This is a genomic window from Phenylobacterium sp. J367 (assembly GCF_024699985.1).
Lineage (GTDB): Bacteria > Pseudomonadota > Alphaproteobacteria > Caulobacterales > Caulobacteraceae > Phenylobacterium.
Map to the genome: position 1 here is coordinate 720513 of NZ_JAJONA010000001.1, position 17893 is coordinate 738405.

Consider the following 17893-nt stretch of genomic DNA (forward strand, 5'->3'; position numbering starts at 1 on the left):
GCGGCCCGGCGCGTCCGGTCCCTCACCCCGATCGAGGTCCGATGATCCACGGCGTCGTCTTCTCCAAGGACCGCCCCCTCCAGCTGATGGGCTACCTGGACTCGCTGGCCGCGCTCGGCGGCCGCGAGCAGCTTGCCCGGACGCGGGTGGTGGTCCCGGCGCTGAGCGACGACTACCGCCAGGTCGAGCGCGAGCTCCTGGCGATCCACGGCGTCGGGCCGAGCTTCGTCGAGGAGGGGGAGCGCGGCTTCGACGCCACCGTCCGCGAGCTGGTGGCGGGGCTGCCGGACGACGAGTTCATCTTCTTCGGCTGCGACGACGTGGTGTTCCTCCGGCCGTTCACGCTCGCGCCGGCCCCCGCGATCCTGAACGCCGATCCGGAGCTGATCGGGGTATCCCTCCGGCTCGGCCTGAACATCAAGCACCGGCCGCCGGCCCAGCCCGGCTCGTCGGCCATGGTCTACAAGTGGCGCTGGGTCGGCGCCCCCTGGCACTGGGGCTATCCCTTCGAGCTGATGGCGTCGGTCTATCGCGCCGGCCTGGTGAAGGAGGTGCTGGGCGCCGTGGCGCAGAAGATGCGCACGCCCAACGACCTGGAGCACTTTGGCGTCATCGCAGCCCAGCAGATTCTGCCCGGACGGACGCCGAAGATGGCGATGTTCAACAGCGACAATTACGCCGCCGCCCAGGACGTGAACATGGTCCAGGCCGAGTACAGGAACTACGCGGTCGGCGGCGCGGACTATGCGCCCGAGACCCTGAACCGGCTCTATCGCGAAGGCCGGCGCCTCGACTGGACCGCAGCGTTCGGGACCAGCATCCCCGACTGCTTCCTGCGCGACATGCGCTGGCGTATCCGTTGACCGGCGCGACGGAGCCCAGCACGTGACCCCGGAAACCTACACCGAGCAGTTCAAGGCCCTGATCGCCCAGGCCCAGACGACGCGTCCGCGCTTCGACCTGCGCTGGGAAAACCGCATGGCGATCCTGCGCGAGGACACCGCCAACACCGAGTTCGACCGCCACTACATCTACCACCTGGCCTGGGCCGTCAGGCTGATGCGGCGGCTGAACCCGCGCCGGCACGTGGACTTCTCCTCCTCGCTCTATTTCCCGGCGATGGCCTCGGCCTGGCACGAGATCGAGTTCTGCGACATCCGCCCGCCGGAGCTGGAGCTGCCCGGCCTGACGCTGCGCAAGGAGAACCTGATGCAGCTGTCGTTCGCCGACGGCAGCCTGCCCAGCGTCTCGTGCATGCACGTGCTGGAGCACGTCGGTCTCGGCCGCTACGGCGACCCGCTGGACTACGACGGCGACCTCAAGGGAATGCGGGAGCTCGCCCGCGTGACGGCGCCCGGCGGCGACCTGCTTGTGGTCGTGCCGGTCGGCGCGGCGGCGGTCATCCAGTTCAACGCCCACCGGATCTACCGTTTCGCGGACGTGCCGGAGATCTTCGCCCGCGACTTCGACGTGGTGGAGCAGGTGCTGATCCCGGAGAAGGGCCCGGCGGGCCTTGTCCCGTCTCCGACCGTCGACCAGCTCGCACGCGAGCGCTACGGCTGCGGCTGCTACTGGCTGCGCAAACGCCTCTAGCGGCGGCGGCTCCGCACCAGCTCGACCACGAAGTCCTGCATCGACGCCGGCACGGCGGCGATGATGTCCTCGAACAGGCAGACGTAGCAGGGGTGGTGCTTGCGCAGCGCCTCCACGACCTCGGCGATGTTGGCCCAGTGGTCCGGCTTGTGCGGCCGGGGCGGCGGGGCCAGGAACAGGCGCGCGTCGTCGATCAGGATGATCTGCCTGTCGAGGTGGGGCGCGACCGCCTCGATTTCCGCCAGCAGCGGGCATTCGGCCTCGACCCCGGCGGTCTCGCCGCCGCTGTAGTGGGCGTCGAGCCAGAAGATGGTCGGCTTCGTGGGGATCCACGAGCTGGCCCATCAGGGCGCCGGAATCGCCCAGCAGGCAGCGGATATTGGCGTGGCCGGCCAGCCGCTCGCTGGTCGTCCGGTGGATCGCCGGTGCGGCCTCGACGGTCGCCACCTCCTCGAAGTGGCGGCTGGCCCAGAGCGCGGTGTCGCCCTGGAAGGTGCCGGTCTCGACGAACCGGCGGATGCCGCCGCGCTGGGCGAGCGCCAGGATAAAGTCCTCGGGCGGGCCGTGCCGAACGATACCCATGACGCATGCGCTCCTTGGTCGAGAGGCGGGCTATCGGGAAAGAGCGCGGCGAGGTCAACCGTCCCCGCCGGTCTTGAGGCGGTTCGCCTCAGACGCGGGGCTTGGTCTCGCGCCAGACGCGGGCGAAGTCGAAGGCGCCGGCGGTCTCGCGGAACGCCGCCAGAATCCTCGGCGTCGCCGCTGCCGATCAGGCGCGTCTCGAAGGTCGGCCCGGGCGCCGGCGGCGGCGCGGCGTCCGCGGCCAGGTACTTCTCGATATAGGTCGGGACCTGCGGGTCGGGGTGGCCGGCCGCAAGCACGCCGCGCAGGTGCGCCGCGATCGCGCCTTCGTCGACAACGTCCGCCGGCAGGGCGCCGCGTGTGCGGAGATGGGTGGCGAAGCGGCGGCGGCTGATCCGTGGGCCGAGCGTCGAGAGGTGGAACTGGAAGATCCGGCCGAAGGAGGCCGGCGTCATCCGCGTGGTGACGCGCCCGACGTGCAGGTTGTGGCCGATGTAGCCGATCTGCATGAGGTCGGCGCCGCGGATCACCGACTTGCCGGCCACCAGCCCCGCCTCCAGCGAGGCGGGATCGAGCGCAAAGCGGATCGGCTGCGACCAGTCGATGCGGCCGTCGGTCTCCGCGGGCGGCGCGGCGTTGCTGATCCAGGCCGGGGCGAAGACCGCTTCCTCGGAGGCGCGCAGGATGTCGACGGCGTGGCGCGGCGCGATCGTCGTGCCGTCGAAGCCGAACAGGAATTCGTCGGCGTCCATGACGGTCAGGTAGCGGCAGCTCCGCGACAGCCAGTAGTAGAGGTACTTGTGCCGGCCGACCGAGTGCAGACGGTCGTAGGCGTCCGGGAACGGCAGGACCAGCATCTCGCCCCGATGCCGGTTCAGGATCGCCCAGTGCTCCGGATCCTGAGAGCCGCAGTCCATGATGACCAAGTTGTGCAGGCCGACGATGGCCGCGTGGTAGTCGATCCAGCGCTGCAGCAGCTCGGGCTCGTCCTTCACCTTCAGGACGATCTTGAGAACGGTGTCCTTGCCCGGCGCGAACTCCAGGCCGAGGCGCAGGCCGTGGTCGATCCAGTCCTGATACGCCGCCTCGCGGGTGGCGAAACTCTGGCCCCGGGCCCGCTCGTAGGTCGCCTGGTCGAAGCGCGGCGTCATGTAGGAGACGTTGCGCGCCAGGAGGTCGTAGCTGCGCTTCTCCGGGTGATCGAGCAGGTAGTGGAAGGTGTCGTTGGGCAGGGTCGCCATCCGGGCTCAGGGCTCGCCTGCTCCTACCGCGCCGAGCCTTGAGGGCAAACCCCCGCGCCGATTGCGCTTGAGCCCGCGTCCGGGCGAGGCTAGGGCGCGGAGACGATCCAGGAGCCAGGGCGCAGGTGACCGATTCCATTCCCGCGACGCTGGCCGAGATCCGGGCCCTCGACGCCGAGCTCGACGCGGCGGCGGGGCCGGGCCACCCGGTCAGCGCCCTGAAGGCCGGCGCGCTGTCGCCGCACGGGGTCGCCGTGGCCGGAACCGATGGCTACCTCTTCATCGGCAACGGCGCGAACCGCTGGGAGCGGCAGTTCCTGGGCGAGCTGGCCATCGACGACACCTGGTTCCGCGCCTGGTCGAAGGTGCTGGACGCCCGGGCCGCGGAAGCGGAGCGGCGGGGCAAGCCGCTCTGGAACCTCGTCGTGCCCGAGAAGCAGGTGGTCTATGGCGACAAGCGCTGGCCCGAGGGCGCGGACGGCGGGAAGCGCCCCGTGCGCCAGATGCTGGACCGCCTGAAGCCCGCGAACTTCACCTATCCGGAGGCCGCGCTCGCCGCCGCCCGGGAGCGGGCGCCCGCCTATTTCCGGCACAACTCGCACTGGACCCCATCCGGCTGCTGCGCCGCCGTGGCGGCCCTGCTCGGCGAGATGGGGATCGCCGTGGACGTCGAGACGCTGGGCTTCGCCTACCGCCGCGTGGACGGGCCGCATGACCTTTCGGTCCACTTCTTCGAGCCGGCGCCCGCCGAGCAGGCCGCCTTCCTCGCGCCGCCGGGCGAGGTGCTGTTCGACAACCGGCACCTCGAGACGACGGGCAAGCATGCGGGCTCGATCTACGGCCTCGGCAACCCCGCCGCGCCAGATTCCAGGACCCTGATCCTGTTCGGCGACAGCTTCGCCTACGACGCCGGCCTGACGCCCGCGCTCTCGGCCGTGTTCGCCAAGGTGGTGTTCGTCTGGTCCAAGAACGTGGTCTGGGATCTGGTCGACCAGCACGCCGCGGACCTGGTGCTGTGGGAGAGCGCCGAGCGGTTCATCGCCACGCCTTCGCAGGCCTAGTCGAAGGTCCCCGGCGGATAGCCCCGCCGGAAATGGCCGGGCCAGGGATAGGCCGCACGGCCCGAGCCGTCCGGCAGGCGCCGTTCGTCCGCCGGGCCGACCACCCGGGCCGGGGTCCCCATGACCAGCATCCCGGCCGGCACGTCGCGGCTGACCAGGCTCTGGGCGGCGATGACGGCATGCGCGCCGACCTTCACGCCGGGCAGGACCATCGCCCCGGCCGACAGGACGGCGTAGTCGCCGATCTCGCAGCCGACCGTGAGCTCGCTGGGCGGGCTCGGGTCGTTGGTGAGCACCGCGTAAGGCAGCATCCAGACGAAGTCGCCGACCCGGCTGCCCTTGGCGATGAAGATGTTGCTCTGGCTGCGGAAGAAGTCCCCGAGCCGGCAGTCGCCCTGGATGTCCGCGTTGGAGCCGATCTGGGCGTTACGGCCGATCAGGCTGCGCTCCCGGATCACGACGCGGTGGCCGGTCGCGAGCCCTTCGCCGATCTCGGCGCCCTGGTAGATCACGCTGTGGGAGCGGATGTTCGCGTTGGCTCCGATGACGAGGCCGGACGCCTCGCCGGCGGTGGGATGGCCGATCTCGCAATAGGCGCCGATCTTCGATCCCGGACCGATGCGGACGCCCGCATGGACGATGGCGAAAGGCCCCACGGCGACGCCGTCGAGTTGGGCGCCCTGGGCCACCTGCGCGGTCGGATGAATCTCCACGTCAGACCTCCTCGGGCAGGGGTTCGAGACGCGCGATGTCGGCGATCCGCCGCTCGAAGCGGCCGAGTTCCGCGGCGAGCCTCGCGCGGCCGGCGGGCGCCCGCAGTTCGGCGTTCAGGCGCAGGCTCGCGTCGACGGCGTCCGCCACCTCGGAGGGCTCCTCGATCCGCACCCAGTAGGGCAGCGGCAGGTTGAACTGCAGCAGCTCGCCGGCCTCCGAAGGCACCGGCACGATGGGGGCCAGGCCGGCGGCGACCGCCTCCAGGTTCGCCCGGCCGCCGGTGTCGGGATAGCTCGCCAGGTAGGCGTCCACCCCGTGCTCGATGAGCGCCGCCTTCAGATCGGGCGCGGCGCCCAGGAAGCGGTAGCGCGCCGGGTCGACGCCCGCCGCCGTCAGACCCTCGGCGACCTCGGCCTGGAAGCCCTCGTCGAAGGGGCCGATATGCAGCAGCTCCGAGCCGGGCCGCCGGAGGGCGGCGGCGGCGAAGTCGGTCCAGCGGTGGCCGGCCGGCTGGCGGTACTTGTGCGGCGCGCCGCAGGTGGCGAAACGGAACGGCTCGCCTGCCGCCTTGGCCTGCGGCGCGAGCGCGGCGTCGAGGCCCGGGATGGTCATGCCGACGTACTCCGGCTCCACCCCCGCCTCGCGGCAGGAGGCGTGGCACATGTAGGTCAGGTCGAGGTGCGCTGGGTACTTCAGGGTCGCGCCGAGGGTCGGCATGTGGTCGGCGTGGTGGACGAACTCGACCACGTCGCGGAACGGCCAGGTGGCGGCCACCGCGACGGCGTCCATGTGGTTCTGGATCAGGAAGATGCGGTCGGGCCGGATGGCGGCAAGCGCCATGTAGAGCTCGATCACCCGCTCCACGAGCGTCGGCGCCGTCATGATCTGCACGGCCCGGGCTTTGTAGGGGACGTCGCGGCCCAGGGCGGCGGGGAGCTGGCGCACGTTGAGCTGGCGATAGATGTCGGTGAACAGCAGCGTCATGCGCTCGGCGCCGAGGATGCTGGTGATGTCCGCCGCCACCTTGCTGTGGCCGCCGGTGCCGTAGAAGCGCGTGGCGACGATGCAGGCGTTGCTGTTGCCGCGCGTCAGCGGCACGTCCTTCAGGCCCAGGCGGCGCGGGAGCTGGGTGACCGCCGCGTCGAGGCCCGGCGCGAACATCTGCCGGCCGCGGATCTGCGGCGCCACGAAGGACGGCACCAGCTTGCTGAGCGCAACGAGGGCGGCGTCGAGGTCCTCGAAGCTCTTCGCGCGTTCGATCTGCTGCTGCAGCTCCGGGTTTTCGTAGACGTGTCGCAACCGGCCACCTTCCGCGCCTCCATCGTACCTAGCGGATGGGATTCCGGCTGCACAGAGCGGAACGTGGCCGACAAGCAGGCTCTGGCGCGGCCGGGCGGGCTCCACTAGACCGTTCGGGACAGATGACCCAGCCGCTCGCCAGATTCCTCGACCTCCCGGTGGTCGCCGACCCGAGGGGCAACCTCTCCTTCATCGAGGCCAACCGGCACATCCCGTTCGGGATCGAGCGCGTCTACTACCTCTACGACGTGCCGAGCGGCTCGGAGCGCGGCGGCCATGCGCACCTCGCCCTGAACCAGCTCCTGATCGCGGTGGCCGGCAGCTTCGACGTGCGTCTGCACGACGGGACGCGCGAGGAGACCGTCACCCTCAACCGCCCGAACCGCGGCCTGCACATCGGCCCGATGCTGTGGCGGGAGATCGAGAACTTCTCCTCAGGCTCGGTCTGCCTGGTGCTCGCCTCGACGGTCTATGACGAGGCCGACTACATCCGCGACTTCGACCAGTTCCTCGCCCGGGCGCGCGCATGAAGTTCTTCGACCTCGGCCTGGACGAACCGGGGCTGAAGGCCGAGCTGGAGGCCGCCGCCCGCCGTGTGATCGACAGCGGCTGGATGATCCTCGGCCCCGAGCTCGAGGCCTTCGAAACCGAGTTCGCGGCCTTCTGCGGCGTGGACCACGCCATCGGCGTCGGCAACGGCCTCGACGCCCTGATCCTCACCCTGCGGGCGGCGGGCATAGGCGCCGGCGACGAGGTGATCGTGCCCTCGCACACCTTCGCGGCGACCTGGCTGGCGGTGGAGGCGGTGGGCGCGCGGCCCGTGCCGGTGGAGCCCGATCCGGCGACCTTCACCCTCGATCCGGCGGGCGTTGAGGCGGCGGTGACGCCGAAGACGCGGGCGGTGATTCCGGTTTCGCTTTACGGCCATCCCGTGGACATGGACCCGATCCTGGCGACCGCGCAGCGCCACGGCCTCTTCGTGCTGGAGGACGCCGCCCAGAGCCACGGGGCGCTCTATCGCGGACGCCCGACCGGCTCGCTGGCCCACGCCACGGCCTTCAGCTTCTACCCGACCAAGAACCTCGGCGCGCTCGGCGACGCGGGCGCGGTGACGACCTCCGACCCGGAGATCGCCGCGAAGCTGCGGATGCTCCGCAACTACGGCTCCCGGGAGAAGTACCGGCACGAGGCGGCGGGCGTGAACTCGCGGCTCGACGAGATCCAGGCGGCGTTCCTCCGCGCGCGGCTGGCCCGCCTCCCCGCCGCCAACGAGGCCCGGCGCGCGCGCTGCGCGCAGTACGGCCAGGCGTTGGCCGGCGCGAACGGGCTCACCACCCCGGTCGAGGCCGAGTGGGCCCGCCACGTCTACCATCTCTATGTGGTCCGCTCGCCGGAACGCGACGCCCTGCAGGCCCGGCTGGACACCCAGGGGATCGGCACGCTGATCCACTATCCGATCGCCTGCCACCTGCAGCCGGCGTTCGCCCACCTGGGCTTCCGGCGGGGCGACTTCCCGCTGGCCGAGGCCCTGGCCGACGAGGTGCTGTCCCTGCCGCTCTGGCCGCAGATGTCGCCGGACGACGTGGCGGCGGTCGCCGCCGCGGTGCGGGCCTAGGCGAGCGCCTCCGCCAGCCCCGGCAGGCGTTCCTTGAGGCCCGCGGTCAGCGATCTCGCGGCGCGTCCAGAGGTCCTGGTACCAGGCCCGGCGATCCGGGAGCTGCTGGGCGAACATCCGGGCGTCACGGACGTCGGTCCAGGCGCGGCGGGCCATGGCGAGGCGGGCCGGCTCGTCGGCCAGGAGCCCCGCGAGCATCGGCGCCCAGTCCTCGACACTGCGGGCGATCAGGCCGTTCTCGCCGTGCCGGATCGTGCCTTCGTAGATGGTCGGCGAGGCCAGCGTGACCGCCCCCCGCGAGGCGGCCTCGACGAACTTCACGTCGCTCTTGGTGTCCTGATAGCGCCGGCCCTCGATCGGCGAGAGCGAGACCGCGCAGGTCCCCATGAGACGCAGGTACTCGTCGTAGTCCACGTAGGAGACGAACCGCTTGTTGCGCGCCGGCAGGGCCTCGAACACCTGCTTGTCGCCGAGCACCAGCCATTCCACCTCCGGGTGGGCCTCGGCGGCGGGTCCCAGCGAGGCCGCCACCTGGGTGGCGAACGGCCCACGGGTGACCGCGCCATAGAACACCCGACGCGGCGCCCGCCTTACGGGGAATTGGCGGTAGGTCGAAGGCGCAGTTGGCGAACACCTTCACCTCCGGATTGTAGCGCCCGAACGCCTCTGCGAGCTGGGGCGTCGAGGTCTGTACGGCGTGGACGTAGCCGAAGCGCTCCCAGGCCTCGGGCGCGGCGGTTTCGCCCATGACCTCGGCGACCAGCTCCGGATGGTCGTCGGCCTCCATCACCACGACCCAGCCGTTCACCAGGCTCTGGGCCACCGCCTTGCGCCAGGCCTCGGCGCCCAGGAGGGCCGGCCGCTGAAGGATCAGCACCTTCGGCCGGTCGACGGGCTCGTCGGTCAGGATGAACTGTGGGCCGCTCAGCGCCGCCACCAGTTCGGGATCGGTGCGCAGGCCCTGGGCCGGCAGGCGGGTGCGCACGTCCATCAGCCTGGGCGCGAAGCTCGCCATGCGCACGAAGAGCGGCGTGGCGGCCGCGGCCTTCCGGGCCACGGCGACGCGCGGCCAGGCCGGGGCGCCCGGCTCCGCGCGGCGGTCGTCGAAGGCCTGGCCGTCCGCGGCCGGCGGCAGCAGCCGGACGAGGCTGAACGGCGCGCGGTCGAGCGCCGGCAGGGCCGCCGGCTCGCCCACGGCCGCCACCGCGCCCCCGTCGGCCACGAGGTCGGACAGCCCCGCGGCGTCCTGGGCGGTGAAGCGGCTCAGGAGGACGAGATCGTAGGGGCCCGCCGCCGCCTCGGCGAGCGTCGGCCAGGACGAGAACCGGGCCCTCGGATTGCGGCGGAGATAGGCGGTCCGAAAGGCGGCTTCGGCCGGTCCCACGTAGAGCACCCGGTCGGCGGCGACCGGCGCGCGGCTCAGCAGGTCCCGGTCGGCGGCCGTAAGTTCCGCCGTACCACCGACCGACAGCAATGCGTCCAGCAGGATCGCCTTGAGGAAGAAGGGCGCCTGCACGGGAATATTGTGGCCCGCGGCCGGCGCCACGTGCAGCTCGACGTTCGGCAGTCCCGCAAGCCAGTCGCGTTCGGCCTGGTCGACGAAGCTCGGATAGGTCTCCTGCTTGCGCTCTGGCATCAGCGGGCGGTCACCGATGACCACGTCCACCGGGACCGCCAGTCCGTCCAGCAGCGGCCGGTAGTCGATGTCGCGCCGCCCCTCCGCGGTGACGCCGAACACGCCCTCCACGAAATCGTGGAGCCCCCGGTCGTCCGGTTCGGCCTTCAGCTTCTGGGCGAGCGGCCCCAGCATCGGCCAGAGCTTGGCGGTGAGCAGCGGCGGCTCGATCGCCACGATTCGCCTGACCGCCGCGGATCGCACCGCCAGCGCCACCAGGGCCCCGATGGAGACGCCGGCCAGCACCACCGGCCGCGCCGCGAACTCGCGATCGATCACCTCGGAAAGGGCGCGGGCGTAGGCCGCCACCGTCGCCTCGGCGAGCGGCGGCGAGTGGTTGCCCGGTAGGTGCATCAGGAAGCAGTCGGTCCCGTCGCCCACCACCTGCTGCATCTTGCTCATGGTCGTGATGGGAGCGAACGTCCCCGTCACCGTCAGCATCACCGGCTTGGCCGAATCCAGCGCCCCCGCGCGATGCCACAGCGGAATCGTCCCCAGACCGGTCGGGAAGTCCGTGTGCGTCAGGGACGGCAGGCTCAAGTCTTCACCCCTCGCTTGCGGCATGCGCCCCTGCCTAGCCGCTCGCCGTCTCCCGCAAAAGCCTTCTCGCACGGGCGCGGGCCGGGCATACGGGGACCGATGACCGGCCGCCTCGCAATCTACAATCCCTCCGGACGCATCGGGCTGAGAGGGAACCCCTTCGGCAAGGACGTGGCCAATCTGGAGCTCTTCCGCGCGCTGGCGCTGCACGCCGGCCTAGACGAGCTCACCTTCGTCAGCCGCCGTCAGGGAGAGGACGAAGAGCTTGCCGCCGCCCTGCTGGAGGGCCGGCCGACGCCTACGCGGGTGAAGGCCGGCGTCCTGCTCAACCAGGGCGTCGTCGCCGAAGCCGGGACCCTGCTCCGCGGACAGCCCGACATCTACGACCTCGCATGGCTGCGCCGGCGCGCGGTGGGCGACCGTGGCTACAGCCTGGTGGGCCTCGGCCACACCCTCGCCCCGCCGGCGGTCCGGCACTACATGGCCATGGCCTCGGTGGGGCCGACCCATCCCTGGGACGCGATCGTCTGCACCTCGCCCAGCATGCAGGCCGCGCTCGCCGAGATGTTCGCCGAGTGGGGCGAGCACCTCGCGGACCGGACGGGCGGCGCGGCGCCGGCGCATCCCAGCCTGCCGGTGATTCCCCTGGGCGTGGACGCCGGACGCTTCGCGGGCCTCGCCGACCGGCCGCAGGCGCGGGCCAGCCGCCGGGCGGCTCTGGGCGTCGGGGAGGACGACATCGTGATCCTCTGGGTGGGCCGCCTCTCCTACTTCGAGAAGGCCTTCCCCCAGCCCATGTTCCAGGCCGTGCAGGCGGCCGCCCGGGACAGCGGGGTCAAGGTCGCCTTCGCTCTGGCCGGCTGGTTCCCGGGGGAACGCGACGCCGAGCTGTTCCGGGAGGCGGCGGCGGCCTGCGCGCCCGACGTCGGCGTGCATTTCCTGGACGGCAACGACCGCGAGCTGGTCGGCGAGCTCTGGGCGGCGTCGGACATCTTCCTGTCGCTGGTGGACAACATCCAGGAGACCTTCGGCATCACCCCGGTCGAGGCCATGGCTGCGGGCCTGCCGGTCGTCGCCAGCGACTGGGACGGCTACCGCTTCACCGTGCGCAACGGGGCCGAGGGCTTCCTCATCCCGACCCTGCTGGCGCCCAGCGGCGGGATGGGCGATTCCATGGTCCTGCACCACACGACGGAAGCCGAGAGCTACCAGAGCTATGTGGGCACGGTGGCCCAGCACACGGCGGTGAACATCCCGCGCGCAGCCCGCGCCCTCGCGGACCTGATCCGCGCCCCGGATCTTCGCCGAGGGATGGGCGCGGCCGGCCGCAGCCGGGTCCGGGCGGTCTTCGACTGGCCGATGGTCGCCCGCCAGTACCGCGCCCTGTTCGAAGACCTGGCGGCGATCCGCAACGGCGCCCTCGACCCGCCGGCGCGGCACGCCATGAACCCGGTGAAGGGCGACCCCTTCCGCGCGTTCCGCGGATTCGCGAGCCGCCCGCTGGGCCTGGACGTCCCCCCTCACCGCCGCGCCGGACGCCGCCGCGCGGCTCGAACTGGCGACGAACCAGGGCCTCGACCAGGCCTTCGGCCGCTGGCGGGGCGATCATGACGATCACCGCCGGATTCTGGAGCTCCTGGCGGACGGCGCGCCGCACACCGTCCGGGAGCTTCTGCTCGCCTTTCCGACCGCCAGGCGGCGGGCGATCCACCTCAGCCTCGCCTGGATGGCCAAGTACGCGATTGTCGACTGGCCGACCTAGGGCCGGGCACAAAACCTGCCGCTGAATCGTTTCTCCCCGCTGAGTCTCCTGGCGCGAGGCTCCAAATAGAGGAGAGAAACATGCGCCGTATCCTGATCGCCGCGGGCGCCGCGGCCCTTATCACCGCTCCCATCGCCACCCCGGCGGCGGCGGCCTGCAAGACCACCGGGACCGTCGTCGGCGGCCTCGCGGGCGGCCTGCTGGGCAACAGCGTCGCCGGCCGCGGCGCACGCACCGAGGGCACCGTCCTGGGCGCCGGCGTCGGCGCCCTCGTCGGCCGCCAGGTCGCCAAGAGCACCTGCGGCAAGAAGAAGACCTACGCCAGCTCGCGCAGCTATCGCGCGGCGCCGAGCAACGTGCGCTACGCGAGCTACCAGCCCTCGTGCCGCATGGAGACCCGGGCCTATTACAACCAGTGGGGCGAGCTCGTTTACGCGCCCACCCAGGTCTGCCGGTGATCGCCGATGGCGCGCACCCTGAAGCTGACCGCCGCCCTGGCGCTGTCCACCCTCGCGCTCGCCGCCTGTAACGAGAGCGAGCGGCGGGCCGGCGCCGTGGCCGGCCTCTGCATCCCCTTCGCCGGGGCGACGACGACGGACGCCAACGCGGCGCCCGTCGCGCCGGCCGGTCCGTCGGCCGCCATGGACGACTGCCTGCACCGCTGGGGCTATGCGCTCGCCGGGTCCTCCGACCCGGCGGACCAGGTGGCCGGCGCGGTCGTCGCGGCCTGCATGCCGGCCCTGACGCGCTGGAACCAGCAGTCGCTGGCCCCGACCGCCGGGCCCACCGGCGGGGCGCCGCCCTCGGAGGCGCAGAGCCTCATCACCGGCGAGGACACCAACGCCATGGCCGAGCGCTACCGCTACGCCCAGGACCGCGCGCTGTTCTACGTGGTCCAGGGCCGCGCCGGGAAATGCGCGGCGCCGCCGATGAGGAACGGCGTGCCGGACGGGGCGACCCGCACCGGCTAGGCCTCAAGGTCGCAGCGGGCGGGCGGCGCGACCCCCGCCCGCGGCGATCGGACCTTCCGGACAGGCTAGGGCTGGACGGCCAGATAGAGGCCAACGGCCGTGCGGTTGGGGCCGACCTTTTTCCACCGCCTCGGCCAGCTCCTCCAGCGTGGCCTCGAGACGCTCGATCCAGTAGCTGACCTCGTCCGGATCGCCGAGGTCGATGTCGCCGGGACCGTCGAAACGGCGCTCTTCCATGGGTCGCATCGGGGGGCTCCCTCACGTCTCTCAGAAACCCTCAGATCACCCCGGCCGTTCCACCTCTCCGCTAAGGGACCGCGACGCCGGCGCCACGCCGCCCGCCGGAACCAGCACCGGCCGGGCCGCCCGCACGCGAACGCCGCGCGGCTTCACCGCGAAGGTCTGCTTCACCGCCTCCATGAGAACGAGCCCGGCGAAGCCCGGCCAGATGCGGGAGCCCACCTGCTCGAACCCCTCCGCCCAGCCGGCCATCCAGCCCACCGGCGGCACGTAGAGCGCCCGCGTCCAGCCGGAGGGCTCCAGCTCGGCGTCGCGCAGCAGCTCTGCGAGCTGGCTGCGGCTGTAGGGCCGGCCGTGGCCGAAGGGGGTCTTCTCGGCGTCGGCCCACAGGCCGTTGCGGGCGGCCACCGCCACGATCACCCGCCCCGACGGCGCGAGGACCCGCCAGACCTCGCGCAGCAGGCCGACCGGATCGGGGCTCTCCTCCACAGCGTGGACCAGGAGGATGCGGTCGAAGAGCGCGTTGGCGAACGGCAGGGCGTCCTCGGCCGCCAGCGTCGCCAGGTTCCGGCTCGCCGGCCAGATCTCCACCCCCTGCTGGGCCGGCATGGCGGCCACCACCCGGCGCGCGACGCCCTGCAGGTGGCCCACGAACGGCGTGGCGTAGCCCAGCGCCAGGACGTCGAGCCCATGGGCGTCCCCCCAGGCCTCCAGCACCTTGCGGGTGACCATGGCGCGCGCCGCCTGGCCCAGGGGCGAGGCGTAGAATTGTCGGAGTTCCAGGACGTCGCGGCGCATCTTCTCGGGCAGCTATGCTCGACCAAACGTTTGCGCGACCTTAGATCGATGCGGATGGCCTTGTCGCCAAGGAGGGTCCGATGCCGCTCACCGTCCACCAGTTCCCGTGCCTCTCGGACAACTATGGCTTCCTGGCCCGGGACGAGGCCACGGGGCGCGTCGCCTGCATCGACACGCCCGAGGCCGGGGCGATCCTCCGGGAGCTGAAGACGCTCGGGTGGACCCTCGACCTGATCCTCAACACCCACTGGCATCCCGACCACGCCGGCGGCAACGCCGAGATCAAGGCGGCGACCGGCGCCACCATCGTCGGCCCGGGCGAGGTCACCCGCATCTCGCCCTTCGACCGCGAGGTGCGCGGCGGCGAGGCGGTCCTGCTGGGCGAAACCCGCTTCGAGGTCATCGAGACCGGCGGCCACACGCTTGGCCACATCGCCTATTACGACGCCTCCGACCGGATCGCCTTCGTGGGCGACACGCTGTTCGCGCTCGGCTGCGGACGGCTCTTCGAAGGCAAGCCCGACCAGATGTGGGCGAGCCTGCAGCGGCTCGCCGCCCTGCCCGACGAGACCCAGGTCTATTGCGCGCACGAATACACCGCGTCGAACGCGCGCTTCGCGCTCTCGGTCGATGACGACCCGGCGCTGGCGGCCCGCGCGGCCGAGATCTTCGCGGCCCGCGAGCGGGGCGAACCGACTGTGCCGACGACCATCGGACTGGAGAAGGCGACCAACCCGTTCCTCGGGCCCCGCTCCTCGCCGGCCGGGTCGGAGCGGTGGGGAAGCCGGACTACGAGGCCTTCGCCGCGGTCCGCGAGGCCAAGGACATGTTCAAGGGATGAGCTAGCGGTCGCCGGGCGTGTTGGTCACGGCGACGATCCGCTCCGACGAGGGCCGCCCCGCCATGCCCTGCTGCGGGGCGACGGTGATGATCAAGGCGCCCTGGCTGATCTCCGCCCCGGCCCGGCGGCCTTCCTTGAACTGCACCCGGCGCACCCGGTCGAGGAGGGCGCGGGTCTTCGGCCCCCGGCTCATGCGCACGAGCGCCTCGCTGGTCACCATGGCGGCGTCGCCGATCAGCGCCGAGGACGCGGGCGAGGCCTCGGCCTGGAAGGGGATCTGCCGCCGCGCCGCCCGGCTGGCCCGCAGGCTCGCCAGGAACAGCTTCTCGATGAGCGCCTGGGGGCTGAGCGGCCCCAGACGGAGCGGGGGCGCCTCGCCGGCCAGGGCCACCGCCGACCCGGCCGGCCGGTCCGGCGTGAAGACGGTCACCCCGCCCAGCCGGGTGGCGCGGATCACCGGCTGGCCGAGGTCGTTCTTGTAGATCACGTCGCCGCGCGGCGCAGGCTGCGGGTTCAGCGCCCACACCTCGCCGCTGTTGTCGAACTTGAGCAGCGGGCGCGGCTGGGTGCGATCGAGGGTGAAGCCGACGCCGTCCTCGGAGACGTAGCGGGCGACCGGCGGCGCGGAGAACTGGCGCCCGTCGGGCGCCTTGCGGCCGAACAGGCCATCCTTCAGGCGGGGCGCGGCGTCGACGGGATGCGCGCAGGCGATCGCGCCGACGCAGAGCGCCAACGCGATGACCGTCCTCCGATACGCCGTTGGCTCGCCCGTCATGACCGACAATCTGATGCCGCGGGATCGGGGCGCTTTTTGGACGTCAGGACGGCGCCTCAAGCCATATACTGGCCGCCATTGAGCGTGAGCGTCGAGCCGGTCACGTAGCCGGCATGCTCGCCGGCCAGGAACGAGACCATGTCGGCGATCTCCTCGCCGCGGCCCAGCCGGCCCACCGGGATCTGGGCGACGATGCCCTCCAGCACCTTCGCCGGCACCGCCTGCACCATCTCGGTGTCGATATAGCCCGGCGCGATCGAGTTCACCGTGATGCCCTTCTTGGCGTTCTCGAGCGCCAGGGCCTTGGTGAAGCCGATCATCCCGGCCTTGGCGGCCGAGTAGTTGGTCTGCCCGATCTGGCCCTTCTGCCCGTTGATCGAGGAGATGTTGATGATCCGCCCCCACTCCCGTTCGCGCATGCCCTCGATCACCTGGCGGGTCATGTTGAACAGGGAGTCCATGTTCACCCGGATCACCTCGCTCCACTGCTCGGAGCTCATCCGGTGGAAGACGCCGTCGCGGGTGATGCCGGCGTTGTTGACCAGGACGTCGATGGGGCCGAGTTCCGCGGCCACGGCCTCGGCGGCGTGCTTGCAGTCCATGAAGTTGCCGACATTGCCCTTCACGACCATCACCCCGAGCTCCGCGGCGCAGGCCTGGGCGGCCGCGTCATTGCCCGAGTAGCCCGCAGCCACCTGCATGCCATCGGCCTTCAGCCGCTCGACGATCGCCCGACCGATGCCACGGGTCCCGCCCGTGACCAGCGCAACCCTGGCCATCCGATGCTCCCTAATGTCCTGCGATACGCCGGTTGATCCGACGCTCCGTGTTCAGAACGCCTCAGACCGTCTCCACGCACATCGCGACGCCCATGCCGCCGCCGACGCAGAGCGTGGCCAGGCCCTTGGACGCGCCGGAGCGCTTCATCTCGTGCAGCAGGGTGGTCAGAATCCGCGCGCCCGACGCGCCGATCGGATGGCCGATGGCGATGGCGCCGCCGTTGACATTCACCTTCGCCGGATCGAGGCCGAGGTCGCGAACCACGCAGATCGACTGCGCGGCGAAAGCCTCGTTGGATTCGATCAGATCAAGGTCGCCCACGGACCAGCCCGCCCGTTCCAGCGCCTTGCGGCTGGCCGGGATGGGGCCGGTGCCCATGATTTCCGGATCGACGCCGGCGTTGGCCCAGGACGCGATGCGGGCCAGCGGCTTCAACCCACGCTTCTTGGCCTCGTCGGCGCTCATCAGCACCAGCGCCGCGGCGCCGTCGTTCAGGCCGGACGCGTTGGCCGCGGTGACCGAGCCTTCCTTGTTGAACGCGGGCTTCAGGCCCGCCATGGCCTCGAGGGTCGCCCCGTGACGGATGTATTCGTCCTGGTCGACGACCGTGTCGCCCTTGCGGCCCTTGATGGTCACCGGCGCGATCTCGTCGGCGAACTTGCCGGCCTTCTGGGCGGCTTCCGCCCGATTCTGCGAGCCGACGGCGAACCTGTCCTGGTCCTCGCGGGTGATCTGCCAGCGGGCGGCGATGTTCTCGGCGGTCTGGCCCATGTGGTAGCCGTGGAAGGCGTCCCACAGCCCGTCCTTGATCATGGTGTCGACGAAGCCCAGGTCGCCCATCTTCTGGCCGTTGCGCAGGTTCGCCGCGTGCGGCGACTGGCTCATGCTCTCCTGGCCGCCGGCGATGACGATCTCGGCCGAGCCGTCCTGGATCTGCTGGGCGGCGAGCGCGACGGCGCGCAGGCCCGAGCCGCAGAGCTGGTTGAGGCTCCACGCCGGCGCCTCGTTCGGGATTCCGGCATTGACCGAGGCCTGGCGGGCCGGGCCCTGGCCGGCGCCGGCCTGCAGCACCTGGCCCATGATCACTTCATCGACATCGGCCGGCGCAATGCCCGCCCGCTCGATCGCCGCCTGGATGGCCACCTTGCCCAGCTCGTGCGCCGGCAGGCTGGAGAGGGCTCCGTTGAACGACCCCCACCGGGGGTGCGGGCGGCGGAAACGATGACGACGTCGCTCATGCGGCGGCTCCTGAACTTCGGCGGGGAGGCCCTCAATTCTCTATCGGACCGGTGTGACGCTTGAGCAAGCACAAGAGTCCGGAATCGACAGCCATTTGCCATTAAGCTCGCATCCGCGATACTGCGGTGCAGAACAATGGCCCGCCGGCCCCCGGCCGGGTCCAAAAA

At 71.6% G+C, this 17893-nt stretch carries 15 protein-coding genes and 4 pseudogenes; 9 read left to right on the plus strand and 10 right to left on the minus strand.

Annotation, left to right across the window (positions count from 1 at the left end):
• Positions 1–41 precede the first annotated feature (41 nt).
• Both LRS04_RS04040 and LRS04_RS04045 read left to right on the plus strand, forming a co-directional pair.
• Positions 42–863, plus strand: a complete 822-nt coding sequence (locus tag LRS04_RS04040; RefSeq protein WP_257815272.1) for a hypothetical protein — start codon at positions 42–44, stop codon at positions 861–863.
• A gap of 22 nt (positions 864–885) precedes the next feature.
• Positions 886–1593 carry a DUF268 domain-containing protein gene (locus LRS04_RS04045; RefSeq protein ID WP_257815273.1) on the plus strand — a complete coding sequence of 236 codons (708 nt, stop codon included), beginning with the start codon at positions 886–888 and terminating at the stop codon, positions 1591–1593.
• A gap of 344 nt (positions 1594–1937) precedes the next feature.
• Here the strand turns inward: LRS04_RS04045 and LRS04_RS04050 are convergent, their stop codons facing one another.
• Positions 1938–3416 carry a glycosyltransferase family 2 protein gene (locus tag LRS04_RS04050; RefSeq protein WP_257815274.1) on the minus strand — a complete coding sequence of 493 codons (1479 nt, stop codon included), beginning with the start codon at positions 3414–3416 and terminating at the stop codon, positions 1938–1940.
• Positions 3417–3541: 125 nt separating this feature from the next.
• On the opposite strand from LRS04_RS04050, the gene LRS04_RS04055 reads away from it, so the two are divergent.
• On the plus strand, positions 3542–4477 hold the full coding sequence (locus LRS04_RS04055; RefSeq protein WP_257815275.1) for a hypothetical protein: 936 nt from the start codon (positions 3542–3544) through the stop codon (positions 4475–4477).
• Here LRS04_RS04055 and LRS04_RS04060 read toward each other — a convergent pair.
• Together LRS04_RS04060 and LRS04_RS04065 are read right to left on the minus strand one after the other, a co-directional pair.
• On the minus strand, positions 4474–5190 hold the full coding sequence (locus LRS04_RS04060; protein ID WP_257815276.1) for a hypothetical protein: 717 nt from the start codon (positions 5188–5190) through the stop codon (positions 4474–4476). The genes LRS04_RS04055 and LRS04_RS04060 overlap by 4 nt on opposite strands.
• Position 5191: 1 nt before the next feature.
• A complete protein-coding gene (locus tag LRS04_RS04065; RefSeq protein WP_257815277.1) occupies positions 5192–6490 on the minus strand; it encodes a hypothetical protein in 1299 nt (432 codons plus the stop codon).
• Between the two features lie 122 nt (positions 6491–6612).
• Between LRS04_RS04065 and LRS04_RS04070 the strand changes: the two genes are divergently transcribed.
• On the plus strand, positions 6613–7020 hold the full coding sequence (locus LRS04_RS04070) for an FdtA/QdtA family cupin domain-containing protein (protein WP_257815278.1): 408 nt from the start codon (positions 6613–6615) through the stop codon (positions 7018–7020).
• A complete protein-coding gene (locus tag LRS04_RS04075; protein ID WP_257815279.1) occupies positions 7017–8105 on the plus strand; it encodes a DegT/DnrJ/EryC1/StrS aminotransferase family protein in 1089 nt (362 codons plus the stop codon). The genes LRS04_RS04070 and LRS04_RS04075 overlap by 4 nt, the downstream gene beginning before the upstream one ends.
• A 183-nt stretch (positions 8106–8288) precedes the next feature.
• Here LRS04_RS04075 and LRS04_RS27575 read toward each other — a convergent pair.
• Positions 8289–8492: pseudogene (locus LRS04_RS27575) on the minus strand (hypothetical protein); the annotation flags it as partial.
• A 1132-nt stretch (positions 8493–9624) separates the two neighbouring features.
• Positions 9625–10344 (minus strand): annotated as a pseudogene (locus tag LRS04_RS27580) (alpha/beta fold hydrolase); the annotation flags it as partial.
• A gap of 75 nt (positions 10345–10419) precedes the next feature.
• Between LRS04_RS27580 and LRS04_RS04085 the strand changes: the two are divergent.
• From LRS04_RS04085 to LRS04_RS04095, 3 genes are all read left to right on the plus strand, one after another.
• Positions 10420–11931: a glycosyltransferase family 4 protein gene (locus tag LRS04_RS04085; protein WP_257815281.1), complete on the plus strand. Its 1512-nt coding sequence runs from the start codon at positions 10420–10422 to the stop codon at positions 11929–11931.
• Between the two features lie 231 nt (positions 11932–12162).
• Complete coding sequence (locus tag LRS04_RS04090) at positions 12163–12540, plus strand: glycine zipper 2TM domain-containing protein (RefSeq protein WP_257815282.1); 378 nt, start codon at positions 12163–12165, stop codon at positions 12538–12540.
• 6 nt (positions 12541–12546) lie between these two features.
• Positions 12547–13053 carry a hypothetical protein gene (locus tag LRS04_RS04095; RefSeq protein ID WP_257815283.1) on the plus strand — a complete coding sequence of 169 codons (507 nt, stop codon included), beginning with the start codon at positions 12547–12549 and terminating at the stop codon, positions 13051–13053.
• A gap of 3 nt (positions 13054–13056) precedes the next feature.
• Here LRS04_RS04095 and LRS04_RS04100 read toward each other — a convergent pair whose 3' ends face one another.
• Both LRS04_RS04100 and LRS04_RS04105 read right to left on the minus strand, forming a co-directional pair.
• On the minus strand, positions 13057–13290 hold the full coding sequence (locus LRS04_RS04100; protein ID WP_257815284.1) for a DUF3606 domain-containing protein: 234 nt from the start codon (positions 13288–13290) through the stop codon (positions 13057–13059).
• 45 nt (positions 13291–13335) lie between these two features.
• The gene (locus LRS04_RS04105; protein ID WP_257815285.1) at positions 13336–14091 is read right to left on the minus strand and encodes a class I SAM-dependent methyltransferase; all 756 of its coding nucleotides are present in this window, start codon (positions 14089–14091) and stop codon (positions 13336–13338) included.
• Positions 14092–14171: 80 nt separating this feature from the next.
• Between LRS04_RS04105 and gloB the strand changes: the two are divergent.
• A pseudogene (gloB, locus tag LRS04_RS04110) lies at positions 14172–14932 on the plus strand (hydroxyacylglutathione hydrolase).
• 1 nt (position 14933) lies between these two features.
• On the opposite strand, the gene LRS04_RS04115 reads toward gloB, so the two are convergent.
• From LRS04_RS04115 to LRS04_RS04125, 3 genes and pseudogenes are all read right to left on the minus strand, one after another.
• Positions 14934–15665 (minus strand): DUF4908 domain-containing protein, encoded by a 732-nt coding sequence (locus LRS04_RS04115; protein ID WP_257815286.1) that lies wholly within the window; start codon positions 15663–15665, stop codon positions 14934–14936.
• A gap of 98 nt (positions 15666–15763) precedes the next feature.
• On the minus strand, positions 15764–16486 hold the full coding sequence (phbB, locus tag LRS04_RS04120) for an acetoacetyl-CoA reductase (RefSeq protein WP_257815287.1): 723 nt from the start codon (positions 16484–16486) through the stop codon (positions 15764–15766).
• 61 nt (positions 16487–16547) lie between these two features.
• Positions 16548–17725: pseudogene (locus tag LRS04_RS04125) on the minus strand (acetyl-CoA C-acetyltransferase).
• Positions 17726–17893 lie beyond the last annotated feature (168 nt).